Origin of the sequence: Streptomyces nojiriensis, from assembly GCF_017639205.1 — a bacterium.
GTDB classification, from domain to species: Bacteria; Actinomycetota; Actinomycetes; order Streptomycetales; family Streptomycetaceae; genus Streptomyces; species Streptomyces nojiriensis.
On the sequence record NZ_CP071139.1, the window covers coordinates 1694112 to 1717215 of the forward strand.

Annotated in this window: 19 protein-coding genes; 2 read left to right on the plus strand and 17 right to left on the minus strand. The window is 71.7% G+C overall.

Features of this window, described 5'->3' with window-relative positions:
• Positions 1 to 3 precede the first annotated feature (3 nt).
• Positions 4 to 957 carry a sigma-70 family RNA polymerase sigma factor gene (locus tag JYK04_RS08075; protein WP_189734367.1) on the minus strand — a complete coding sequence of 318 codons (954 nt, stop codon included), beginning with the start codon at positions 955 to 957 and terminating at the stop codon, positions 4 to 6.
• Positions 958 to 976: 19 nt separating this feature from the next.
• Complete coding sequence (locus JYK04_RS08080; RefSeq protein WP_189734368.1) at positions 977 to 2176, minus strand: NAD(P)/FAD-dependent oxidoreductase; 1200 nt, start codon at positions 2174 to 2176, stop codon at positions 977 to 979.
• 321 nt (positions 2177 to 2497) lie between these two features.
• Between JYK04_RS08080 and JYK04_RS08085 the strand changes: the two genes are divergently transcribed.
• Positions 2498 to 2794 (plus strand): hypothetical protein, encoded by a 297-nt coding sequence (locus tag JYK04_RS08085; RefSeq protein ID WP_189734369.1) that lies wholly within the window; start codon positions 2498 to 2500, stop codon positions 2792 to 2794.
• Positions 2795 to 3606: 812 nt separating this feature from the next.
• On the opposite strand, the gene JYK04_RS08090 is transcribed toward JYK04_RS08085, so the two are convergent.
• The 12 genes from JYK04_RS08090 to JYK04_RS08145 all read right to left on the minus strand — a co-directional run bounded on the left by JYK04_RS08090 (position 3607) and on the right by JYK04_RS08145 (position 17467).
• Positions 3607 to 4581: an NADase-type glycan-binding domain-containing protein gene (locus JYK04_RS08090; RefSeq protein ID WP_308430992.1), complete on the minus strand. Its 975-nt coding sequence runs from the start codon at positions 4579 to 4581 to the stop codon at positions 3607 to 3609.
• 386 nt (positions 4582 to 4967) lie between these two features.
• The gene (locus JYK04_RS08095) at positions 4968 to 5612 is read right to left on the minus strand and encodes a phage tail protein (RefSeq protein WP_189734769.1); all 645 of its coding nucleotides are present in this window, start codon (positions 5610 to 5612) and stop codon (positions 4968 to 4970) included.
• Positions 5613 to 5626: 14 nt separating this feature from the next.
• Entirely contained in the window at positions 5627 to 7585 is a 1959-nt protein-coding gene (locus JYK04_RS08100) for a putative baseplate assembly protein (RefSeq protein ID WP_189734373.1), read from the minus strand.
• The gene (locus JYK04_RS08105; RefSeq protein ID WP_189734375.1) at positions 7585 to 8028 is read right to left on the minus strand and encodes a GPW/gp25 family protein; all 444 of its coding nucleotides are present in this window, start codon (positions 8026 to 8028) and stop codon (positions 7585 to 7587) included. The genes JYK04_RS08100 and JYK04_RS08105 overlap by 1 nt, the downstream gene beginning before the upstream one ends.
• Positions 8028 to 9926 (minus strand): VgrG-related protein, encoded by a 1899-nt coding sequence (locus tag JYK04_RS08110; protein WP_189734377.1) that lies wholly within the window; start codon positions 9924 to 9926, stop codon positions 8028 to 8030. Before JYK04_RS08110 ends, JYK04_RS08105 begins: the two co-directional genes overlap by 1 nt.
• Entirely contained in the window at positions 9926 to 10648 is a 723-nt protein-coding gene (locus tag JYK04_RS08115) for a LysM peptidoglycan-binding domain-containing protein (RefSeq protein ID WP_189734380.1), read from the minus strand. Before JYK04_RS08115 ends, JYK04_RS08110 begins: the two co-directional genes overlap by 1 nt.
• A 3-nt stretch (positions 10649 to 10651) precedes the next feature.
• Positions 10652 to 11089 carry a phage tail protein gene (locus JYK04_RS08120; protein ID WP_189734381.1) on the minus strand — a complete coding sequence of 146 codons (438 nt, stop codon included), beginning with the start codon at positions 11087 to 11089 and terminating at the stop codon, positions 10652 to 10654.
• Positions 11090 to 11227: 138 nt separating this feature from the next.
• Positions 11228 to 11605 (minus strand): hypothetical protein, encoded by a 378-nt coding sequence (locus JYK04_RS08125; protein ID WP_189734383.1) that lies wholly within the window; start codon positions 11603 to 11605, stop codon positions 11228 to 11230.
• Positions 11606 to 14682: 3077 nt separating this feature from the next.
• Positions 14683 to 14841: a DUF6760 family protein gene (locus tag JYK04_RS08130; protein ID WP_189734385.1), complete on the minus strand. Its 159-nt coding sequence runs from the start codon at positions 14839 to 14841 to the stop codon at positions 14683 to 14685.
• Positions 14838 to 15320 carry a hypothetical protein gene (locus JYK04_RS08135; protein WP_189734387.1) on the minus strand — a complete coding sequence of 161 codons (483 nt, stop codon included), beginning with the start codon at positions 15318 to 15320 and terminating at the stop codon, positions 14838 to 14840. The genes JYK04_RS08130 and JYK04_RS08135 overlap by 4 nt, the downstream gene beginning before the upstream one ends.
• Positions 15320 to 15760 carry a phage tail protein gene (locus JYK04_RS08140; RefSeq protein WP_030012666.1) on the minus strand — a complete coding sequence of 147 codons (441 nt, stop codon included), beginning with the start codon at positions 15758 to 15760 and terminating at the stop codon, positions 15320 to 15322. The genes JYK04_RS08135 and JYK04_RS08140 overlap by 1 nt, the downstream gene beginning before the upstream one ends.
• A 78-nt stretch (positions 15761 to 15838) precedes the next feature.
• Positions 15839 to 17467: a phage tail sheath family protein gene (locus JYK04_RS08145; protein WP_189734388.1), complete on the minus strand. Its 1629-nt coding sequence runs from the start codon at positions 17465 to 17467 to the stop codon at positions 15839 to 15841.
• Positions 17468 to 17812: 345 nt separating this feature from the next.
• Here JYK04_RS08145 and JYK04_RS08150 point away from each other — a divergent pair, with 345 nt between their 5' ends.
• Positions 17813 to 19336: a COG1470 family protein gene (locus tag JYK04_RS08150; RefSeq protein ID WP_189734390.1), complete on the plus strand. Its 1524-nt coding sequence runs from the start codon at positions 17813 to 17815 to the stop codon at positions 19334 to 19336.
• A 121-nt stretch (positions 19337 to 19457) separates the two neighbouring features.
• On the opposite strand, the gene JYK04_RS08155 is transcribed toward JYK04_RS08150, so the two are convergent.
• The 3 genes from JYK04_RS08155 to JYK04_RS08165 all read right to left on the minus strand — a co-directional run bounded on the left by JYK04_RS08155 (position 19458) and on the right by JYK04_RS08165 (position 23098).
• The gene (locus JYK04_RS08155) at positions 19458 to 21617 is read right to left on the minus strand and encodes an ATP-binding protein (RefSeq protein ID WP_189734771.1); all 2160 of its coding nucleotides are present in this window, start codon (positions 21615 to 21617) and stop codon (positions 19458 to 19460) included.
• Positions 21593 to 22282 (minus strand): Pvc16 family protein, encoded by a 690-nt coding sequence (locus JYK04_RS08160; protein WP_189734392.1) that lies wholly within the window; start codon positions 22280 to 22282, stop codon positions 21593 to 21595. Before JYK04_RS08160 ends, JYK04_RS08155 begins: the two co-directional genes overlap by 25 nt.
• A gap of 177 nt (positions 22283 to 22459) precedes the next feature.
• Positions 22460 to 23098 (minus strand): helix-turn-helix transcriptional regulator, encoded by a 639-nt coding sequence (locus JYK04_RS08165; RefSeq protein ID WP_189734394.1) that lies wholly within the window; start codon positions 23096 to 23098, stop codon positions 22460 to 22462.
• Between the last annotated feature and the right edge of the window lie 6 nt (positions 23099 to 23104).

Genomic DNA, 23104 nt, shown 5'->3' on the forward strand with positions numbered 1-23104 from the left:
CCGTCACCACACGGTGATGAGCGGCGCGTCCGGTTCGTGTTGCCGCCAGACGTCGGTGAGGCGGACGAGGCGGGCAGGGGCGGCGATGCCGCGCACGGTTGCGATCTTGCCGTCCGCGATGTCGAACGTCACCGCGCCGACGACCTTGCCGCCGGGCACGAAGAGGAGGGCGGGGGCGCCGTTGACGAGCGCGAAGTGGACCTCGGAGACCCCTCCGGCGAGTCGCTGCTTCGCGGGCGTGGACCTGAAGCCGGCCCGTGCGATGACGGCGATGCGCTCCGGAGCGTCGTACCGCAGCAGCTTCTTGGTGAGGCCGGCGCCGTCGGAGATCGCGGTGGCGTCGTCGGTGAGCAGTGCCACCAGCCGTTCGGTGCGGCCCGACGAGGCGGCGGCGAGGAATTCCTCGACAATCCTGCGGGCGGATGTCGGGTCGAGTTCGCCGCTGCCACGGCGGGCCGTGGTGATGTGGCGCCGGGCACGGTGAAGGTGCTGCTGGCTTGCGGACTCGGTGATGCCGAGGATCTCGGCGATCTCGGCGTGGCCGTAGGAGAACGCTTCGCGCAATATGTAGACGGCCCGCTCGACGGGCGACAGGCGCTCCATGAGAGTGAGCACGGCCAGGGACACCGTTTCGCGCTGCTCGAACGTGTCGGCCGGACCGAGCATCGGGTCGCCGTCGAGGAGGGGTTCGGGCAGCCAGGCGCCGACGGTGCGTTCGCGGCGGGCCTGTGCCGAGCGGAGCCTGTCGAGGCACAGATTGGTGACGACCTTGGTCAGCCATGCCTCCGGCACCTTGATCCGCTGCCGGTCGGCGGCCTGCCAGTGCAGGAACGCGTCCTGCACGGCGTCTTCGGCGTCGGCGGCGGAACCCAGCAGCCGGTACGCCAGCGAGGCCAGCCGGTTGCGGCTGGCCTCGAACCGACTGGTGTCGAAGAGGTCAATGGCGTTGCTGTCCACGGCAATTACCCTAAGTGGGCTACACGGCCACCATTACGGCGGCCCCGTCCTGCGCGGCGGCCAAGTGACGCTTGCGCTTGGTCAGGCCGAAGGTCGGGTGCGAGGTGGTCCACAGCGACATCCTGACGATGCCCGCCTTGATCCGCGCGGCCTTCCGGCCGCCCACGTACGTCGGCTTCGCCTGCGCCTCGCCGTCGACCATCTGCAGGATCCCGTCTCGCCGCCCGAGGCTGATGTGGTTGCCCGGGTAGCCAAGCTTGACCTTCGCGATCTTGCTGCCGGTCAGGCTTCCCACGATGGCCTTCACGACCTGCATGCCGGTGAAGCCGGCCGAAGCGCAGGACATCGGCAGCGGCCGGCCGTTGTCGCCGATGGCGTAGACGCTGTCGCCGGCAGCGTAGACGTTCGGGTGCGAGAGCGACCGCATGGTGCGATCGACGACGATCCGGCCATCGTCGGTGACCTCCAGCCCGGCTGCGGCGGCGATGGGGTTGACCGCGAACCCGGCCGTCCACACGGTCGCGTCGGATGCCAGGTCGGTCCCGTCAGCGCACAGGACCCGCGTCGCCTCGACGGCTTCGACGCTGGTGTGCTCCAGGACGGTGATGCCCAGCCGGTCACAGGCCTGACGCAGGTGGTCGCGGGCCCCGGCGGAGAGCGGGGCGCCCAGCTCCCCGCGGGCGACCAGCACCACCGACAGGCCGGGCCGCGACTCGGCGATCTCGGTAGCGGTCTCGATGCCGGTCAGCCCGTCGCCGACGACCAGCACACGACCCCCTTCGCCCCGCCCACTCAGGCTGTCCAGGCGCTCGCGCAGGCGCAGCGCCGCCGGACGACTGGTGACGTGGAAGGCGTGCTCGGCCACGCCACGGACGCCGTGGTCGGCGACGTGGCTGCCGAGCGCGTAGAGCAGCGTGTCGTAGCCGAGTTCGCCGCCGCCGTCAGCGTCGGCCACGGCGACGACTTGGCGCTCGGGGTCGACGGCGGTGACGCGGGCCAGGCGCAGCCGTATCCCCGTGCCCGCGAAGACGTCGGCGAGCTTCGGGACCTCGATCTCCTGGCCGGCCGCGATCTGGTGCAGCCGCAGCCGCTGGACGAAGTCCGGCTCGGCGTTGACCACGGTGATCTCGGTGTCCGCGGGGGACAGCCGGCGGGCCAGGGTGCCGGCCACGTAGGCCCCGGCATAGCCGGCGCCGAGGACGACGATGCGGTGCTTCATGTGATGCTCCCGTCGGTTCGCTTGCTCTCGGTGACTTGAGCGGGACGGCGCCCCGATTCCTGACAGGAACCTCGCGTGACTTGGACCACAGGGCGCAAGGGCGTCACCCGACGAAACGCGCGACGCCGAGGAGGCACGGACGCAGGCCGCCATCACATCGCCCGCCAGTTCGAGTGGATATCCGAGTCTGCAAACTCGATGCGTTCCTGGCCCGATATCGCGGACCGCAAGCCACACGTTCGACTCGCACATAACGACCAGAATTTCTGGCCGCGCGTACTAGAATCCGCCGCTAGCATCACTCTCTCGACAGGAGGCCCGATGATCGGCATGCTCGTGACCTTCACGCAGACCGAAAAGTTCGATCGTGCAACTCTCGCAAAGGTTGCCGGCGAACTCCGAGGACCGTTCGAAGGCATGGCCGGCCTTCGGTTCAAGAGCTTCATGCTCGACGAAGACGGCGTTCGGGCAAGGAATTTCTACGTGTGGGATGACGAGGAGAAGGCCCGCGCCTTCTTCACGGAGGAGATCGTCGAGAAGGTGACGGGTATTTATGGCGTCCCACCCGAAGTCGAATACCTCGATATCGTGGGGTTCGTCGACAACTCTGGCACCTGATTCTCAAGGAGCCCGTCGCACAATCCTTTTCCGTCCAGGCCTTTTGGAACACCGGGGCATGCCGCAGAACATCCCCGCATGAAAATCGAGACCAATCGCTACTGCACCCCCACGGCCCCCGGACCTGCGCGACTGGCTGCCCGAGGACCACCTCGCCTGGTTCGTGATCGAGGCGATCGGGCAGCTCCAACTCGCGCTCTTCCACGGCGCCTACCGCTCAGCCGGACACGGCCGGACTGCCCACGAGGTGCCACCGAAGCGGCGCCCGTCGCCGTATACCTCGCGGTTGAAGCCACGAGGGCGGCAGCGGCGGCTGCCTGTGCGATTGCGGTTGCGGTGGGCGATCCGGTCGGCGGGTCGTGGGATCACAGCCCTGACCCCGCGGGCTCGATCATCGGCGCGGTACTGGGCGGACTGCTGCTGGGAATGTTCCCAGACGGCCGCGATCCTCCTCGTCTCCGCCGTTGAGGCCAGTGCCCCGAACGCCTCCCCCTCGGGCGGAGACGGTCTCGCGCCGGCCGTCTGCGGCGCGGTGGCACCGCCCGCGGGCCCCCACACCGAACCCCACCCCAGAGGCCCGCGAACCAAGATCCGGACCATTGCCGGACCAGCCTCCTGAAAGAGTTCCTCCCAACTGTCTTTTTCCCAGGTCAGCACGTGTGCATCTGCTGTACCACCAGCAGACGAAGAACCTTTACTGCAGCTACTCCCCGAAGGCAGTGGGGTTCTTCTAAAGGTTGTTGCAGAAGGTTGGGTGCGGGCAGGTCCACTCACACGCAGACCTGCCCGCACCCAACCTTCTGCAACAACCTTTAGGTACCGCTGGTCGTGGCTCGGGTGAAGAACTCGATCTCGGCTATCGAAACCTGCTTGTCGGCGCCCGCGTTGAACGCCGAGCGGATGACGAACCTGACGCTGACGACGTTCTGCGCCCGGAACTTGCGCTGTTGCGGCCCGCTCACCTGGTCGAGTGTGATCTGGCGCGTGGTCTGCTTCCCGTCGGCCGTGATGACGATCGCGTCCATGCGGTGCGGCAGCGCGGCCTCGGAGAGGTCCGAGGCCTTGGCGGAGATGCCGGACGTGATCAGGATGTCCAGCAGGCGGGTGGGTTCGTTGAAGCGCGCCTCTATCCACTCCCCGTCGGCGGACTGCGAGACGCCGGGGCCCCACCAGCTGTTGTTGATCTTGTCGAAGAGCGCCTTCGGCGGGTGGCCGTCGAAGGAACGGGACGCCTCGGCGGAATCCGGGGTGACCTGGGCCCGCTTCGCGAAGTGGTCGCGCGCCGCGCTCCATGCCGTATTCACGTTGAACGCCACGTAGATCACCAGCGTGAGCGCGAGGCCGTACGCGATCCAGGTGAAGCCGCGGCCGATGCCGCGACGCAGCCGCGGGCGCTCGCCCGCCCACGGGTCCGGGCGGTTGCCGACGTTCCGGATCCGGCGCCACCAGGGGTGCCGAGTCTCCGGAGCACTGGGTCGCTCCGCCAGTGACATGCCACAGCGCCGGCAGAAGTGTCGGTCCGGACGATTGCCGACCTCGCACCAGGGGCACGGCGGACCGGCCTCGTCGGCTGGTTCCGCGCTGGGAGCCTGGACGCGGGGGCGGGCCGCGGCGGGCACGCCGGGGAGTACCGGCGCGACGTCCGGTGCCGGTGCGGCGGCGCGCTGGTCGGCGACCGGAACGAGCAGCGCCCTGGCGCGCGCGCTCGCGTCCGGGGTCGCGCCCGCCGGGACGGTGGGGTGGGGCTCCTCCTCCGCGCGCGCCGCCGTCGGCGATGCGGCGCTCACGGGTCCGTGGACGGTTTCCCGCACCGGGCCCGCGCTCCCGGCCTGGGGGGCCGGATCACCGGCATCAGGACCGGGGCCGGGACCGGGACCCGGACTGCCCTCAGGATCGGACTCGGCATCGCCGTCGGCCGACGTGCCCCCGCCCGAGCCCGAAGAAACCGACGCACCCGACGCACCCGCGCCGCCTTGCCGACCTGCCGTCCCCGTACCCCGTTCCTCCTGCCCCGGGGTCCAGCTCAGTACCGCGCCGCAGCCGTCGCAGAACGACTGCCCCGGAGTCGAGCGCGTACCGCATTCAGCACAGTGATGTGACGTGTTCCCCGCGTTCCCCGCGTCGGCGCCGACAGCTGCGGACGACGGGGTGGACGGGGAACCCTGCTGATTGGTCACCTGTCGGGAGTCCTTTCGGGGGCGGTCACCTGGACCGTGTAAGGCATGTGGGCGGGGCGAGATGCCGCTACGAGCCGCTCCAGCCGGTGTTCGGCGGCCGGGTCGGGCTCCGGCAGCCGTACGGTGACGTGCAGATGCGGCCGCCGCTCGCCGGGGACCGGGCCCAGGGGCCGCGCGTCCCAGGCGGCCGCGCCGCTCTCGGTGATCTCCGGCTCCACTCCGAAGGCGAGCCGTATCGTCTCGGACAGTCCGCGCCGGGTCCCACGGATGCGGTGCAGCCGTACCGCGGCGGTCACCGCGGCGCGCAGGACCGTCGCTTCCGTGTCCTGCGGACGGCCGGTGGCCGGTGGGGCCGGCGCGGCTTCCGCCGGTTCGGCGTCCGCGGGGCCGTCTGCGCCCCCGGCAGCGTCCGGCCCGTCGCTTTCCGCACCCACCCAGCTGCCGAGCCAGCGGGTGAAGTCCGCGGGCGCGAGCGACGGCGTGAAATAGGCGTCCAGGCAGTCGAGCACGTTGTGCAGCGGTGCGAGGGCCTCGTCGATGCCCGCGACGAAGTGCTGCGCGAGATCGTCGTCGGCGAACACCGCCGGCAGCATCACGCCCAGCGGCGCGGAGGAGCCGAGTCCGTCGACGGAGCCGCGCATGCTCCCGCCGGCGTTCACGACGCGTCTCCTATCACCCGGACGCGGTGGTCGAACGAGAAGGCGAGCGCGGAGGGTTCGAGGTCGATCCGCTCCGTGGGGTCGCCGCGCCGGCCGCTGAGCGGGTCGGCGGGATGCAGCAGCACCTCGTCCACCAGCTCGACGCCGGGCACCCGCTGCAGCACCGCGAACACCTCGCCCGCCTGCACCGGGCGGCCGAAGGGCCAGCCCGTGCCGTGCGCTCCCCCGGTCAGCGGGTCGAGATGGCGGTACAGGGCGTCGTGCGCCTGCCGCCTGACCCGGTCGGTGTCGGTGCCGCGGAAGGCGTGCACCGTTGCGACGACCGTCACCCCCTGGTAGAACGGCGGACCGACCGCCAGCCGGGTCCCGATCAGGCGCCGCTCGTCCAGGTAGGCGGTGATGCGCCCCAACAGGGCGTCTCCGGGGACGAGTTGTTCGAAGCGCAGCCGGCCGCCCGGGTCGGACACGGCCTGCGGGACGACCAGTACCCGTACGGCGTGTGCGCCGTGCTCGTCCGGCTCGGCCGCGAGACAGGTGATGCGTGCGGTCTCGGGTGCCGCGCGGCGCGCGAGTTCCTCGTAGTCCCGCAGGGTCACGGCGCGGTCCTGCGCCCTGAGCGCGATGGGCGCCCTGACCTTCGCCTCCTCGACGGTCTCACCGTCGACCCCGCCCCGCGCGGCCTCCCGGTTGACGACGTCGGAGACGTACGGGATGGAGTCGCGCAGCACCTGGATCGCGCCCCTGGCGACATTGCCCGCCCTTCCGCCGCCCGTGCGGTAGCGGCGGGCCCGGACAGGCGCGCCCTTGGGCGGTACGGCCCCGTACTGGCGCAGGGTGCCGTCCGGTTCGCGTACGGACGGGCCGAAGGCGATCTCACCGGTGGTCGCGTCCAGGGTGACGTGCCGGTCGTCGGCCCCCGAGGCGGCGAAATCGCCGACGGTTTCCCACCTGACCCAGCCGTCGCGCTCGGCGACCTCGAGGAGCAGCGGCTGCGCGTCACCGACGACGGGGCTGTTGGCCAGCCGCAGCCGCTGGCCCGGCAGGCCGGTGGCCTCCCCCAGTGCCTCGTCGCGGACCGTCTCGGCGTGCACGACGCCGGTGCTGCCGCCGATGCTGAACGCCTCGGCGGAGCGGATGGTGGGCGAGGTGGTGTAGAACGGCTGGCCCTGCTCCGGATCGGTGACCCGGCAGCGCAACCAGCCCGCCTCGCGCCGCCCGGTGCGGGAGAGCGCGTGGCCGCCTGGGACGTGCAGCACCACCTCGCCGGGGCGGTTGAGCCCGCCGGTGGTGTCCCGGTCGACGTCGCAGCCGGCCCAGCCGTCGGGGGTCCACGCCTCCCAGACCAGCGGCGGCTGCCTGGGGTCGACACCGACACCGTCGACCTGGCTGTCGAGTTCCAGGACGACCACGCACCGGGGAACGGCGGCGCTGAGCCCGAACAGCATGCGGTCACCGGGGAGCGGAGCCTCCGAGAAGCAGTGCACGTCCTTCGCCCCCGCGAGGTCCGAGGTGCGGTCGACCGCCTCCTGACCGGCCCGCTGGACCACGAGGTACGACAGCTCGCAGGGCACCACGGTGAGTTCGCGCTCGGTGGCGAACACCACCGCGTCCTCGGTCTGGGCGCGGACCGTGGCGACCTCGGTACCCGTGGCCACCACGACGGGCTGCTTCTGCGGCGCCGACAGCCAGAACGTGACGCCGGCGCGCGCGGCGGACGGGGGGAAGAGCGTGATCCCGATGAGGTCCAGGAACGCGAGGTGGTTCTTCTCCGGAACCCGGTTGAGCCGGTACACGATCTGGTCCGCCATGTGGGCGACCGTCTCGACGAGGGTCACGCCCGGGTCGGAGACGTTGTGGTCGGTCCACTCGGGAGCGCGCTGCTGGATGTAGCGCTTGGCGTCGTCGACGAACTGCTGGAAGCGCCGGTCGTCGAGGTTCGGGGAGGGCAGGGCCATCAGCGGTCGCTTCCAAGGGGCTCGTCGGGCGCGGCGGACCCGTCGGGTCCGTCGTGGGAGGGGATCACGTAGAACGGGAAGACCAGGCTGCGCGGGTTGTTGGTGCCGGTGATCGAGTAGCGGACGTCGATGAAGAGCACGCCTTCGTCCGCGCCGGCCGTCACCGCGACGTCGTCCACCTCGATGCGCGGTTCCCAGCGGTCCAGGCAGCTGTGCACCTCGTGCTGGATGCGGCCCGCGGTGGCCTCGTTGACCGGGGCGAAGACCATGTCGTGGATGGCGCAGCCGAACTCGGGGCGCATCGGCCGTTCTCCGGGCGCGGTGGACAGGACCAGCCTGATGGCCTCCTCGACCTCGCGTTCCCCACTGACCAGCGCGATGCCGCCGGTGGGGCCGATGCGCAGTGGGAACGCCCATCCGGAGCCGACGAACTGCTCTGCCATCAGCCTGCCCCCACGGTCAGCACCTTGTTGCTGTTGGAGGTGAGGAGGCCGCTGGACTTGATCGTGGCGGCTTGCAGGCCGATGTTGATGGCGGCGGTCATCTGCAGGGAGACCCCGGCGGACAAGGTCATGGCCGCCGTGCTCGTCATGGTGAGCGCCCCGCCGGCGGTCACGGACGCGACGCCGCCCGCCTGCACGGACAGGACGGACGCCGCGTTGATGTTCATCGGCCCGCCGCTGCGGATCGTCAGGGAGCCCACCGCGTTCAGCGAGAGGTTGCCTCCCGCATTGACGGCCACCCCGGCGGATCCCCTGATGGAGACGGCGCCCTTGCTGTCCACGACGATCTCGGTCTTCGTGCGGTCCAGGTTGATGGTGAGCCGGTCGTCGCCGGTGGACAGCCGCACCCCGCGCTTGAGACCGACACTCTGGTCGAGCAGGTCGATGCGGTTGTTGCTGCGGTCGGACAGGGTGCGCCGGGTGACCTTGCCGCGCGTCGGGTCGTAGACCGGCACGTCGACGGGGTCCGGCTTGTCGACGCCGTTGTAGAGGCCGCCGATGACGTACGGGTGGTCCAGAGCGCCGCGGTCGAAGGCCACCAGCACCTCGTCGTCGACATCCGGGGAGATCATGCTGCCGCCCTTGGCCCCGCCGAGCTGGACGGTCCGGGTCCAGTCGCTGACGTACATGTCGTCCAGCCAGGGGAACGTCAGCTTGACCCTGCCCTGCCGCAGCGGGTCCTTGATATCGGTGACCAGGGCATTGGCAACGCTGGGCAGCCTGGTCGGGCCCGTCCCTCCGCCTCCGGAGGTGAGCCCGTACAGCGAACGCCACTGGCGGCCGCTGACGTTCAGGAACGTCTGGTAGTGCTCCTGGTCACCGAAGGTGTGCCGGGCGGCCGTGATCGTGTACTTGCCCTGGAACGGCTTGCCGACGCCCTTGAGGGTGACGGCGACGCCCGGCCGCAGTTCCGTGTTGCCGCGCGCCGTGACCTCCACCTCGGCGAAGGACGAGGTCACGTCCTCCGCCAGGGAGTCGGCGGCTTGCTTGACCTCGTCCAGCTTGTCGTAGGGCGTTGCGGTCTCGACGAGTTCGGCCTTGCCGAACCTCCTGGACGCCTCGGACGGCTTCGTACCGATGACGAAGCCCGGGTTGTCCAGGGCGGGCGTCTTGTGGACGAGGGACTGCTTGGTGGTGACGTTCCAGCCACGCGCCTCGACAGCGGTCACCTGGTCGGCGGAGGTGACCGCCGCGCGGCAGCGCAGGATCTCCTCACCGCCCTTCAGGAGGAGCGCGCTCCGCGAGCTCGGCATGCTCTCCGGTGGAGCCGTCATCGCCCGCTGCCGCTTGACGAACTGGAACCTCCCCTTCGAGTTGATGGACATCACCATCTCGTTCTCGTCCGCGAGTCGTTGGACGAAGTCCCAGTCGGTGACATTGGCCTGGCTGATGAACCCGTACTGGCCCTTGGTCCGTTGGGTCCTTCCCAGCGGAATGCCGCTCTCCCGCGCCAGTTCGACGGCGATCTCGGTGGCGGTCTTGTTCTTGTACGCCGCGACCCTGCGCTGCCGCAGCATGCGGTGACCCTTGTCGTAGCCCCGGATGACGGTGAAGGTGCCGAGGCGGTCATATTCGGTCTCCAGCGCGGTGACCTCTCCCGTGATCAGCGGTGTGCCCTTGCCGTCGGAGAACGGCGCGATGACCACGGGAACACCGATCTCGACGTTCAGCTTGGCGAGGATGTCCTTCGCGTCGTCACGGAAGGTGAGCTGGAAGGCGCCGGGGACGCCCGCGCCGAAGTCGACCCGGCCGGCCACCAGGTCCTTGTTCTGCGGGGACTTGAGCTTGGTTCCGGCGATCTGCACCGTGAGGATGTTGGAGAAGCCGATGTCGGACATCAGGCGCCGACCTCTTCCGCGGCGGGCAGCATCAGTTCGACGCCGGGCGTCAGCGTCTTCGGGTCGTCGATGTCGTTGGCCTCGGCGATCGTGCGCCACACGGTGGGGTCCCCGTACTCGCGCCACGCGAGGAGCGGCAGCGAGTCGCCGACCACGACCCGGTGCACGCGGCGGGTGGTGAGCGCGCCGGAGGTGGGGTTCTGGCCGAGCGTGCTGCTCGGGATCTCGTGCAGGCTCATCTGGCAGACGGCCCGGATCGGCATCCCGTTGGTGTTGAAGAGGGTGTACTGGGCCTCCACGGAGCTGACGTACGCGTTGAAGCGGGCGGTGGAGAAGGCGCCCCACTCGAAGACCACCCACGGGGTCGACGGCTGGTTCGCCGCGATGCTGGCGGTGGTCGTCTCGCAGCAGGAGAACAGGGCTTCGACCTTCTTGCGCACGTCGTTGCTGTCCGGGTCGTCCGAGCGGTCGAGGAAGATCTCCACCGCCATCTCCCGGGGCTCGGGCCCCATGAACTCAGGGACCGCGCCGTCCCGCACGGCGGCGGTGGGCGTGGTCTTCCACTGGGCCCTGCGGGTGAGTGACAGCTGGGACGGGTTGAAGTCGAAGTGGAATGTCTTCATGAGCGCGCCGGGGCTGGTGCTGCTGCCGATCGGCGGCTGATGGATGGCGAGCGTCGCCCGCACCAGGCTGTCGCCTATGCCGAAGCTGGAGAGGTCCATCGGCTACGCCTCCCCCGCGTCCGTGAATCCGTGGTGGGCGATCTCCAGGATCTCGGTGGCCACGGCGGGGTTCGCCGGATCGAAGGAAGGACCGCGCCAGCTCACCGGGAGTACGTCGATCAACCCCCACTGGGCGACCGTCGAGCCGTCGGCGCGCAGCGCGGCGATCTGTCCGGTGGGGCGGGTCACGCCCGTGGTCACCGAGGAGATCCACTCCGCCACCCTCGCGGTCTCCTCGGTGAGAGGCCGGGTCAGCGTGATGTTGGAGAAGGTGACACGGGAAGGCAGTTGCCAGACGAATCCGTTGTTGCCGCCCTCCTGCCGCTGCTCGATCTCGACCTGGGAGGCGAGCCCTTCGCAACCGTTGAAGTAGCCCAGGCTCTCACCGTCGATGGTGAGGTTGAAGAAGATGGTGGAGCCTGCGTCGAGTTCCTGGGGCATCGGGTGGGGCCTTCCTGCGGTTCCACGTGGGGCTGGGGCGTTGGGGCATGGGGCATGGGGCATGGGGCATGGGTGTCGGGGCTCACGGCCTTCGGGGCTCACACGGCAGCTCGTGCGGCTCGGGCTCGCGCGCGGGGGTCAGTGGCGTGGATCGCGCAGCTTGCCGATCCGCTCGCGGTCGAGCCGTAGCTCGGTACGCAGCAGCCGGGTCATCGGCTCGATCAGCCGGTGGGCCAGCTCGGCCACCTGGTCCTCCTTCAGATCACGCGGTGTGAATTGGCTCGTCGCGGAGGGCGCGGGCCGGACCGAGGAGCCCCCGCCGTCGCTGCTCCGCCGCCGCTCGACGGACGGGGCGCGGTGCGGGGCGGACACCCGCGCGGGGGCGGACGCCGGTGCGCGGACCGACGCCGGTATCGCGACCGGGGGAAGGGTGGGCAGCGCGGCCGGGGTGGCGGGCGCGGCCCGCTGCACCGGGAGCGCGGCTGCCGGAGCGGACCGGACCGGCGCGAGGGACACGACAGGGCTCCGGACCGGCCGGGCCACGGAGGCGGTCGGAACAGCGGGAGCGTCCCGCACCGGCATGCGGGCGGTCCCGCCAGGGACGGGCGCCGCCGATGCCGATACGTCCGCGGCCGCGGACGCGGCGCGCTGGACGACCGGGAAACCTGCGGGTGCGCCGTAGGGACGGGATCCCTCGTGCTCGGCAAGTCGCACGGGCGCGGGCGCCGTGGCGGGAGCGGCCAGGGTACGAGCGGCTGTCCGCGGCAGCGAACGGGCGGCGGCAGGCCGGGCGGCGGACGGCGGCACCACGGCAGGCAGAACGGCACGCTGTACGGCAGGCCGACGAGGAGCGCCGGCAGCAGCGGCAGGTGCGGTCCGAACGCGGTGCAGACGCACGGCGGCCGGAGTGCCCTTCGCGATGGGTGCGGGAGCCGGCGACGGCGAGGACGGTGGTACGGCACTGCGGACGGCCGGGAGCGCGGCCGTCCCGGGAGCGGCGGGCCGCCGCGCGACGGCTGCCGGAGCAGGAGTCGCGGAGCGCCGCCCCACCGGCGGCGGCGTGAACCCGGCGGCCGTGACCGGCCGTGAGGAACCCAGCAGCGGAGCGACCGGTGTCAGCCCCCGCCCCTCGGCAGACGCCAGGGGTGTGGCAGATGCGACGGACACGGCGGACGACCGCGTCACGGATGGCCCGGCACTCGCCGCCGGGGCCGCGAAGGTGCGGGGGGCCGGCGCGGAGGCAGGGGTCCGGGCGGGGGAAGGGGTCCGGACCGGGGCCGGGTGCTGGACCGGGGCCGGGGCTGGGGCGGGGGACGACCGCTGCACGGGCGGCGCGCCACCCGAACGACGCGATCCGGACACGTTGTTCACCGCGGGGTGCACGGGCGCTCCCCCCGCGGAACCGGATGGCGAACCGGGAGCGGGACGGACGCCGGGACCGGGCGCCGGCCGTGGGCCGCCCGTCGGCGGTACGGTCGAGGCAGGCCGTCGCACCGGTACGGAGGGCGCCGCCGTTTGCCGCTGCACCGGAAGCGCAGTGGCGGACCGAGCGACTCCGGATCCGCCCGCCAGGGGCGGCGACGGGCGCGTCGACGGGGTTGCCTTGTCGGCAGGGTTCCCGCCGGAGACGCCGGACGGCCGAACGGGAGCGCCGGGCACCGGCGCGCCACTGCGAACCACCGGACCGCTGGACGCCGGACCGGAAGTGCCCACCGCGGGCGGACGCGTAGGTACGGCAGGGTCGTTCGCACGGGAGCCGGTGGACGCTGTGCCCACAGGACCGGCCCCGCCACTGGGACGGCTCGGCGTCGGAGTACCAGTGCTGCCGGATGTCCCCGGGGCAGCGAGCCGCTGCACCGGCGCCGGCCGGCCGGCCCGCTCCGCGGGCGCACGCGTCGGAGCGACGGGTGGTCCGGCGACCGTGCCGGATCCCGATCCCCGGCCGCTCGCACCCACACCGGAGCCGGAAGGTCCGGAGGGTCCTGAGGACTTGGGGAAGGTGGCCGACTCGGAGGAACCGTCGCGCCCAGCGGAATCGCGCCGCTGCACGGGCGACGCCGGTGCGGTGGCGGGCGTCACGGGGCCCGCCACCGGACGGACGGTCGGCGGCGCCGGGGAACGTTGCACGAAAGGTGTGCGGCCGGGAGCCGGGGCGCTCGTATGCCGACGCGCCGCCGGTGCAGCCGGTGCAGCCGACGGAGCCGACGGAGCCGACGGAGCCGACGGAGCCGACGGAGGAATCGTCGTATCACCGCCGACGGGTCCGCTCGACGGAGCGCCCAGCCTCGGCCGTGCGGCCGGGCGGGATACGGGCGCAGGCATCGCGGGTGTACTGGTTCCGGACGACACGCCTGACCCGGACGTTCCTGCCGCCGAACGCACCGCAGCTTCCGGCCCGGCCGCTGGTGTCCTCCGTACGGGCCGCGTTCCGCTGTTCGCGGCGCTGCCGGACGCAGGCACCCGGTCCGCCGGAGCCACGGGCGAGGCCGGTCCTGGCGGGGACGGCGCCACGACGGGGCCGGCGATGCCACGACGCCGTTGCACCGGTGCAGCGGGCGTCGGCGGAGCGGCCGGCGGATCCACAGGTCCTGACAGCGGGGACCCGAGCATCGGGCGCCGAGGTGGCGTGACGGTAGCCCGCCCGGTCGCCGGCCCGGGAACACTCGCCGCACTTCGCTGTACGGGGAGCGAGGAGGTGCGAGCCGGCGGGGTCCGGTCGGCCGGGGGCGCTGCCGCGGGCGGGCCCGCCGGACCCGACCGCCGGGGGCCGTCCTGGCTCCCCTCGGAGCGCTGGACGCGTACCGGGGCAGCCGCGGATACGGAGGAAGGAGGGAGGGGACGGAGGGGAGAGCCGGGAGCGGGCCCCGGCGAGTTGGCACCGGAAGGCGAGGACGAGGACGCCGGCGCCGGCGCCGGAAGGGGCGCGAGCGCAGCCGTCCGCGCCGCTCCCCCGGCGCCTGGCGGGGCGGCCGTCACGCTGCCCGGTGCCACTGCGGGAAGCACCCGGCGGTGTCCCGTGCGCGGGGCGGAGGCCCGCGTCAGCGCCGAGGGCGCAGGTCGCGGCGGCCGGGGCCCGACGGGAGCGATCCGCGAACCCTGGGCGCGCTGCACGAAAGGCACCGGCCCGGGCGCGTCACCGCCGCCTCCGCCACTTCCCCCTCGGTCACTTCTCACTCCGTCACCGGCGTCGACGACAGCGGGCGCCGGGAAGAGCGTTGCCTTGGCGGGGCCGCCCGCCCCGGATCCTCGGGCGAACGACAGCGTGTCCTTGATGAGACCGGTCGGGGCGCCGTCCAGCACGGCGTGCGAGAGCGTGCCGGAGAAGGAGTGGTTCTGCCAGGTGGTCAGGGAGCCGCCGAAATCCGCGGACGCGACCGTCTGCCGCGCCGACGCCGGTATGACGCGCTGGATCGGTGGCAGAGCGGCCCAGTCACGTCCCCCTCCGGAAGCACCGGCACCGGTGCCCGCAGCAGCACCGTTGCCGGCAATGGCCCCGCTGCCTGCGGACGCCTCGGGGGTGGGGCCCGGCACCGTGCCGTTCCCGCCCGCGCCGCGCTCCCGGCCCCGGCCCTTGAGTCGGTCGAAGATACCCATCACCGCTCCGTTGCGGCGCGCGTCACCAACGTAGCGATCTGCTCGGCATATCGCCGCCGCTCACGGTGTTCGAGGTCCAGGATGTCGTCCAGACTCCAGTGGAAGTGGTAGGCGATGTACGCGATCTCGTCATGGATCCGGTCGGTCGCGTACGTCACGATTCCCCCAGGCGGCTCCCGCCGAGTTCGACCTCGAACGGCTGCTCGCAGTGCGGGCAGGAGACACCGGCCCTGGTATGGCCCTCGGCGTTGACCTGCCGGTAGAAGTCCTGCAGAAAGGCGAGGTCGGAGGCGAACATGTTCTCCACCACGCCGTCGTGCATGTGTGCCACGGTGCCCAACTGGGTGATGACCCGGCCGAGCAGCACCACGGAGAGATACGCGGGGTTCTGCTGCACCCGCACGTCCTGCAGCGGAAGCAACTCGTCCCGGGCGGTCGCCAGTCGCATCACGCCCTCGCGATGCACGGTGCCCATGTCGTCCACGTACCCGCGTGGCAGCTCGAACGCGAACTCGGTCCGCAACTGCTGTCGTGCGGGCTGCACTTCCGCCGGCCCGACGGGCGGGACCGCCACGTCCGCGAAGGCGGAGGTGGCGGCAGCGGCGTCGGTGGCGGGCCTGACAGGTCCGCGGCGCATTACTCGGTGACCAGCTCTTCGTAGACGATCGTGACGGTCTCGGTCATCACGGCGGCCTCGCCCGCCGTCGCCGCCGCACCCATCACCTTGCTGCACCAGGCGTTGCGCAGATGCTGACGCCTGACCGGGTTGAACTGGGAGTCCATGTAGATGATGCTCGCGTTCTTGCGCGCCGACCCCATGTCGCCGCGCAGCGAGGCGTTGATCCACTCGGTGAAGGCGGTGGACTGCTCCATACCGCGCGTGACGGTGGTCTCACCGGCCTTCTTCACGCCGGGCATCTTCTTGGTGATGGGCTGCCCGTTCGCCGAGACCTGCTGGTACTCGATGACGTCCTGCTCCATCCCGATCTCGCCCACGCCGTGCAGGTACTCGACCATGACGCCGTCGATCTGGAGGCCGAAGTTGTTGGTGGTGAGGGAATCACCCTGAGCGGCCATGAAAGAAGCCTTTCCATCTGCTGATGCCGGGACCTGTGGATGTGCGCTGTCGAGCGAGGGTCGGAGGCGGCCGGACCGCTACTCCTCCAACTCCCCGCTGCCGCCGGAGAACTGCGCCAGCCGGAAGATCACGAACTCGGCGGGTTTGACCGGCGAGACACCGATCTGGCAGATGACCCGCCCGAGGTCCACCGACTCCGTCGGGTTGGTCTCGGCGTCGCACTTCACGTAGTAGGCGTCCTCCGGCGTGGCGCCGAACAGCGCACCGCTGCGCCACTCCGTGACCAGGAACGCGGAGATGTTCCGCCTGATCCGGGCCCACAGCGCCTGGTCGTTGGGCTCGAACACCACCCACTGGGTGCCGTTGAGGATCGACTCCTCCAGGTAGTTGAAGTACCTGCGGACGTTGAGGTAGCGCCAGGCCGGGTCGGAGGAGAGGGTGCGCGCGCCCCAGACGCGGATGCCGCGGCCGGGGAAGGTGCGGATGCAGTTGATGCCGATCGGGTTGAGCAGGTCCTGCTCGCCCCGGGTGATCTGCAACTCCAGGTCGACCGCGCCGCGCACGACCTCGTTGGCGGGGGCCTTGTGGACGCCGCGCTCGAAGTCGTTGCGGGCCCAGATGCCGGCGACGTGGCCGCTCGGCGGGATCAACCGGGTCTGACCGCCGGCCGGGTCGAAGACCTTGATCCACGGGTAGTAGAGCGCGGCGTACTTGGAGTCGTAGTTGGACGTCTCCTGGCGCCACACCCGGATCTGCCGGGCGTTGAGGCCGGGCGGCGGGTCGATGATCGCGAGCCGGTCACCCATCAGTTCGCAGTGGGCGATCAGACCGAGCTGGACGGCCTTCACGGCCTCCAGGTCGATCGCGCCGCGCTGGTAGGCGGCCATCAGGTCGGGGACGGCGACCATGGAGATCTCGTCCACGGCTTCGAGGCCGCCGAAGCCGGTGCGGTCCGCGGAGTCGCCCAGGTACTCGGCGATGCCGACCGGCTCGCCCTGCGCCGCGTCCGGGACCGCGGGGGTCCGCCCGGCGGCGACGGGCGCTTCGAGCGCGACGGTCTGGTTGTCGGGGCGGGCGAGCTGCGCGGCCGCGGCCCCCTCCTGCACGGAGATCAGCTTGGAGTGTTCCTTGACCTGGGTGACCACGTAGTTGCGGGCACTCTTCTTCGCCGAGACGTCGAAGGTTTCGACGGCCTTCGAGTCGTCCTTGACGACCAGCCGGAACCGCTCGGTGGGGCCCTCGCCCTCCGCGTCCGTGACCTCGACGCTGAGCGTGCCGTTCTCGCCGGGCGCGACGGCCGACACCGTGAACGTCCCCAGTGCCTGCGCCGGCCCGGGCGTGAGCGCGGCGGGCGCCGACGCACCGCCTGCGGCGACCGCGCGGCCGCGCCGGCCGCCGATCGATTCGGCGCCTTCGCCGGGTGCGCCCGCCACTCCGTCGCGTTCCCCGCCCACCCGTACCACGTAGGCCGCGGAGCCACCGTTGTTGAAGAAGCCGTACACCGCGTGCGCCAGGAAGTATCCGTCGGTGAACTCGCCGAAGGAGGCGACGTACTGGGTCCAGTTGGTGACCAGCGTCGGCTCGTTCAGCGGACCGTCCGGCGCCAGCCCGACGAACGCGGCCACCGAGGTGCCGACCCCTTCGATCGGACGGGAGCCGCTGGCCACCTCTTCCACGTATACGCCCGGCGACAGGTAAGACGGCATGCTCTGCTCTCCTCGGGGTACCAGGACAAGACCAGACTCACCCTCGCGCCCCGCACACGACCGGGGATACGTCCTCCGGTGCCTTGTCGGGGGCAGTGACCATGCCCCCAGGGGCAACGGGAGGATGACCGCGAGGCCGGGCCGCCGCCAGGCGCCCGCGGCGGGGACGTACCGGGGCGGCGCCGGGCGGAGCGGCGTGGAACGCGGCCGCGGGCTCGGTCCCGCGTCCCTCGACGGCAGGCGCACGCAGGGGTGTTCGAGGGCAGCGGGCGTTACCTTTCGGGCAGCGGGCGCTACCCGGCGGCCCCTGATGCCGGCCCTCCCGTGGGCAGTAGCGTCCATCGGGTGACGACCTGGACATCCCTGGAGCCCGCCTCGACCACGGTCGACCCGGGCAGCAGCACCACCGTACGACTGCGTCTGCGCAACACCGGCGACGTCGTCGACGAGTACCGCTTCGAGGCGGTCGGCGACATCGCCCCGTACGTCTCGGTGGAACCGCCGACGATCAGGCTCTTTCCGGGCACCACCGGCACCGTGGAGCTGACGGTCGCCCCGCCCCGTAGCCCGGACGCGACCGCGGGCCCGCACCCGTACGGTGTGCGCATCCTGCCCACCGAACACCCCGGGTCGGCCACGGTCGCCGAGGGGAACGTCACCTTCACCACGTTCATGGAGGTGCGGGCCGAGCTGGTCCCGCAGACCGTCAAGGGACGCTTCAGGGGCCGGCCCAAGCTGGCCGTCGACAACCTCGGCAACACCGTGCTCACGGCGTCGATCGGTGGCGGCGAGAAGACCAGCGACGACCTCTCGTACGAGATCGTCCCGTCCAACGTCCAGATCGAACCCGGTCGTGCCGCCTTCGTCGACGCGACGCTCAAGCCCCGGCAGATCACCTGGGTGGGGCAGAAGCAGCAGCGGCCGTACGAGCTGTCGGTGCGGCGCTCGGGCTTCGACCCCCTGGTGGTGAACGGCACATACGTGCAGCGCACACTGCTGCCGGTCTGGATGATGACCTCGCTGAGCCTGCTGCTCGCTCTCACCGTCACCGCAGTCGTACTCTGGCTCACCTACAAGGCGCCGGTCCGCACTCTCGCGCAGGAGAAGCTGCAGCAGGCGGCGGCCACCACGCTGCCGGAGCAGCCGACCGGCAAGCCGACGCCGGCGGCCTCGCCCACGGCGCAGCCCGAGGGACCGGACGCCGGCGGTGGAGGGGGCGAGAAGAAGCCCCCGGAGGCGGCCAAGCCCGCGCGGGCTCCGCTGCCCATCACGTCGCAGGACAAGCCGAACCTCTTCGTGCAGTTCGCACAGGTACGACTGGTCGAGGGGGCGGCCGACTGCAAGCTGACCGCCCCTTACACCGTGGGCAAGCTGGACGCGGCGACCCAGCAGGCGCTGACGTGCTTCCAGCAGTCCAACGACTCGAAGTACGGCCAGTTCAGCCAGATGGCGAAGACCGACGGGCCCGGGAACCTGGGCCGCACCACGATGACCGCGCTCCTGGCAGCGCACTTCGTCGCCAGCAAGGACGTGCCGCTGAACCAGAACCAGGCCAGCCCGGAGGTGCCCTGGATACGGAACATCCTGCTCTGGGGCACGCAGGGCGAGTTCGACGACGGCGACCTGGCCACGACGGTCACGTATACGAAGGCCAACATCGACTACCTGCGCAAGCACGTACAGCTCCAGGAGAAGCCGACTCGGGCCGACACGGACCGGATCAAGGAGTACCAGGCCCAGTTCGGGGCCGAGCAGACCGGGGTCCTCGACGAGCCGACTCTCACGAAGACGAAACTGGGCTGGGTCCACGAGCAGGCCACGCCGGGCACGGTGACGGCCAAGGACTGGCTCCCGGGACCGATGAAGTAGCCGCGGCCCGGGGTCGCCGCCCGCGGCGGCCGGACCCTCGCGGTCCGGCCGCAGCGGACCCGCGGCACGTGACCGTTCGGCCAGGACGCGGCCTGGCCGGGACACGCCGTCCGAAGACGGTCTACCAGGAGGCGTCGTCCAGGACGAGCCGGCCCGCCTTGCGGTACTCGCGCCGGGCGCCGGCCAGGAGATCCGCCGTCGATACACCGTCGCCCCGGCCCGCCGCCGCGTACGCGGCCGTGACGACCGCGCTGCGGATCGAGCCGCCCGCCAGCTCGAAGTCCCTTGCGCAGAAGGCCGGATCGATGTCCTCGGCGCAGGGGACGTGGGCGAGGCTGTGCCGCCACAGCGCCAGGCGCTGCTCCTCGTCCGGGAAGGGGAAGTCGACCACCAGGTCCAGCCGGCGGGTGAAGGCGTCGTCGATGTTGGAGCGCAGGTTGGTGGTCAGCAGGGCGATTCCGTCGAACGACTCCAGCCGCTGCAGGAGGTAGGCGCTCTCCATGTTCGCGTGGCGGTCGTTGGAGCTGCTGACCTCGGAGCGCTTGCCGAAGACCGCGTCCGCCTCGTCGAAGAGCAGCACCGTGTCCGTACGGTCGGCCTCGGTGAAGATCCGCTCCAGGTTCTTCTCCGTCTCGCCGACGTACTTGTCCACGATGGACGGCAGCTGTACGACGTAGAGGTCCAGGCCCAGTTCCCCCGCGACCACTTCGGCGGAGAGCGTCTTCCCGGTCCCGGAGTCGCCCGCGAACAGCGCCACCACGCCCCGCCCGCGCCCGCCGCCCGTGCTCAGCCGCCAGTCGCCGAGCACCCGGTCGCGGTGTCGGGCGCGAAGGACCAGCTCCCGCAGCTGCGCCAGCGGGCCCACGGGCAGGACCAGGTCGTTCCAGTCGACGTCGGGCCGGATGCGGCGGGCGTGCCGCTCGAGGCCCGACGCGGACTGCTGCCGGGCCGCGAACCGCAGGTGCGCGGCGGACAGTTCCGTACCGTCGAACGCGGCGAGGTCGCGCGCCGCGCGGGACGCGCGGTCGATCCCGCCGGGCCCGAGCCGGTACGCGGCGACGACCGGCGCCAGGTCGAACGCCGGCTCCCGGGGGCCGAGCGCCGCCCGCCAGGCGTCGAGATCGCCGGCCCGCTGCCGGGGCGCGTCCAGCACGATCGGGTCACGTCCGCTGTCGCACCACTGCGGGTCGTACGGGCGCGGGTCCGCGAACAGGACCGGGACGTCCGTCACGGTGAGCGCCCGGATCAGTTCCCCGGGCTTCACGGGCAGCGGGGTCACCACGATCGCGCGTCCCGTCAGCCGCGCCTCGCGCAGCAGTTCCCGGTACGGGAGGCGCTCCCCCGCCGGACGGTGCTCCGGCGCGTGCTCCTCGGGGCGGTGCTCCTCGGGGCGTCCTGCCGGCGCGAAGTGCAGGGCCGGGATGCCCGCCGCGCCCAGGGCGGCGGTGGCGCAGGCGAGGCCGTCGCCGTCGCGGTGCTCGCGCAGGTAGGCGGTGAGCGGGCGCGCCGCGAGGTGCCCGGCCAGTCTCCGGGTCAGCGGGTCGCCGCCGTCCGGCGTGCCGGTGGCCGCCGCGTTCTCCTCGTCCGCTGCGCCGGGCCGGTACGGAAGCGGACGTACGCTGCCCTGCAGCGCCGGGTCCGGGGTGTCGTCACCGAGCAGATGCGCCACGACCCGGTCGGGAACGCGCAAGGAGCGGCTGAGGAAGGGACGTTCGGGGTCGTCCACCTCGATCAGCCCGCGCGCGAGCAGCCGTGCGGCCGGATGGAACCGGGAGCGTCCGGCGGCGGAGTGCGTGGGCACCCCGCACAGGTCGAGCGCGAGCGCCACGGTCGCCCGGCGACGGGTCACGTCGTCATTGAGGTAGCCGTACAGCGCCTCGAAGGAGCGGTCCAGGTCGGGCGCCAGCGCGATCAGCAGGATCTGGGTGTCGAGGGGGCTGAGGCGCAGCCAGTGGGCGAGCCAGTGGAGGCGGTCGTCCTCGGACGGCCAGGTCTCGTCCGACTCCGCCGCGTCCTCGGTTTCCGGCTGCTCTGCCGCGCCGGGTTCGCCGGACCCCAGCCGTTCGTCCGGGCCGGACGGAATCAGGCCTTTCGTTTCCGTACGCCCGAACAGCAGGTGCTGTACCGCCTCCCCCGTCAGGTACATCCCGCGCATCGGGTCGGTGGCCGTCGGGTCCGTGGCGCTGCGGCGATCGACGAGGAGGGCCACCCGCGCGCGCAGTTCCGCGAGCCGTTCGAGGAGGGGGGAGGAGTCGTTCACTTCTGCTGCTCCTGAACCGATCCCGTCCTGCTGTTCCTCCGCACGAAGTCCTCCTTGGCGGCGGCCACGCTCTTCGCGCTGTGGTGGCGCGTGGGACCGTCGTCGGACCCGCCGTCCGTGCCCCGGACCCGGACGCCAAGCCCCTCCGTGACCGGCGGACCGACGCGGTAGTCGGGGGATGCCAGGAAGGGTGCGGTGATCACCACGTCGAGCGAGGGCTTGAGTTCACCGCCCAGCGCGGACCAGATGTCCGCGAGCGAGCGAGCCTCGGTGTGCAGCCCCGCGACGGTCAACGGGACGGAGAGGCCGAGTCCGGCGAGGGTGCCCGTCAGGTCCTCCGGCGGCAGGATCTCCTTGGGCAGCAGCGTGTGCAGTACCGCGGAGAGCATCCGGTGCTCGTCCTGCGGACGCTTGGTCCAGGCCGTGACGAGGTACGAGAGCCGGAACCAGCGCGGTGGCTGGTGCTCCTTGACGGTGATCCCCTGCTCGTCGCGGAGCCCGATCCTGCCGCGCTGGCGCCGCTTGGTGTCCTCGCGGATGTCGTAGAGATACGCGTCGATGGTCGGCGCGTTGCGCCGGGCCGCCCAGTCGCGCGTCGGGGCGTCGAAGGTGACTTCGACTTCGGACCCCGCGAAGGAGCCGCGGATGAGCAGCCCTCTCAGGATGTCGTCCACCTCGTGAATCACGGTCGCACTGCCCTTCGCGTCGACGCCCGGGCATGGAGGAGCCCGGTCCATCGTGGCCGCCGGGGCGGCGGCCCGCGAGGCACCCGGGGGACGATCCGGGGGCAACTCCGCTGCCCCCGCGTCGCCCTGCTCCTGTCCTCGGGGACCTTGTACGGCGCGGTACCGGCGCGCGAGACGTCAGATGTAGCCTTCGCGCAAGGCGTAGGCCACGGCATGCGCCCGGTTGCGGAGCTGCAGGCGGATCGTCAGGCCGTGCATGACGTTCTTGACCGTGCGTTCGGAGTACGAGAGTTTGCCGGCGATCTCCGCGGTATCCAGCCCCTCGGCCACCAGTCGGAGCACATCGATCTCACGCGGCGCCAGGCCGGACACCGTGGCTCCCGAGACGCTGGTCGTGCCGCGCTGCAGCGTGCCGACCTGGGCCATCAGCCGTCCCAGCAGGTCCGATGGCAGGTCCCCGTCGCCCCGGGAGGCCGCGAGGACCGCTTGGAGAAGGCGGTGTCCGGTGGCCTCGCGCCGCCAGACGATCGCGCCGACCCCGTACTCGATCACCTGGAGCAGCTCCGCCTCGCGGATGAGGCTCGTGACGAGGACCGCCCTGATGCCGTCCGCGCGCGTCAGCCGCCTCAGCCGCGACATCGTGGGTTCGTCCAGTACCTCCGCGAGCAGGACCGCGACCGTGCCCGGCCGGCTCGCGCCCTCCTCGAAGAGCTCCACCTCGGAGTGGCGGCGCAGTTGGCTGACTGCTCCGTCCAGGGACAGCGGGTCCGACGCGTGGACCTCTACCGGAATTCTGTTCGGACTTCGAAGAACCATCCCATA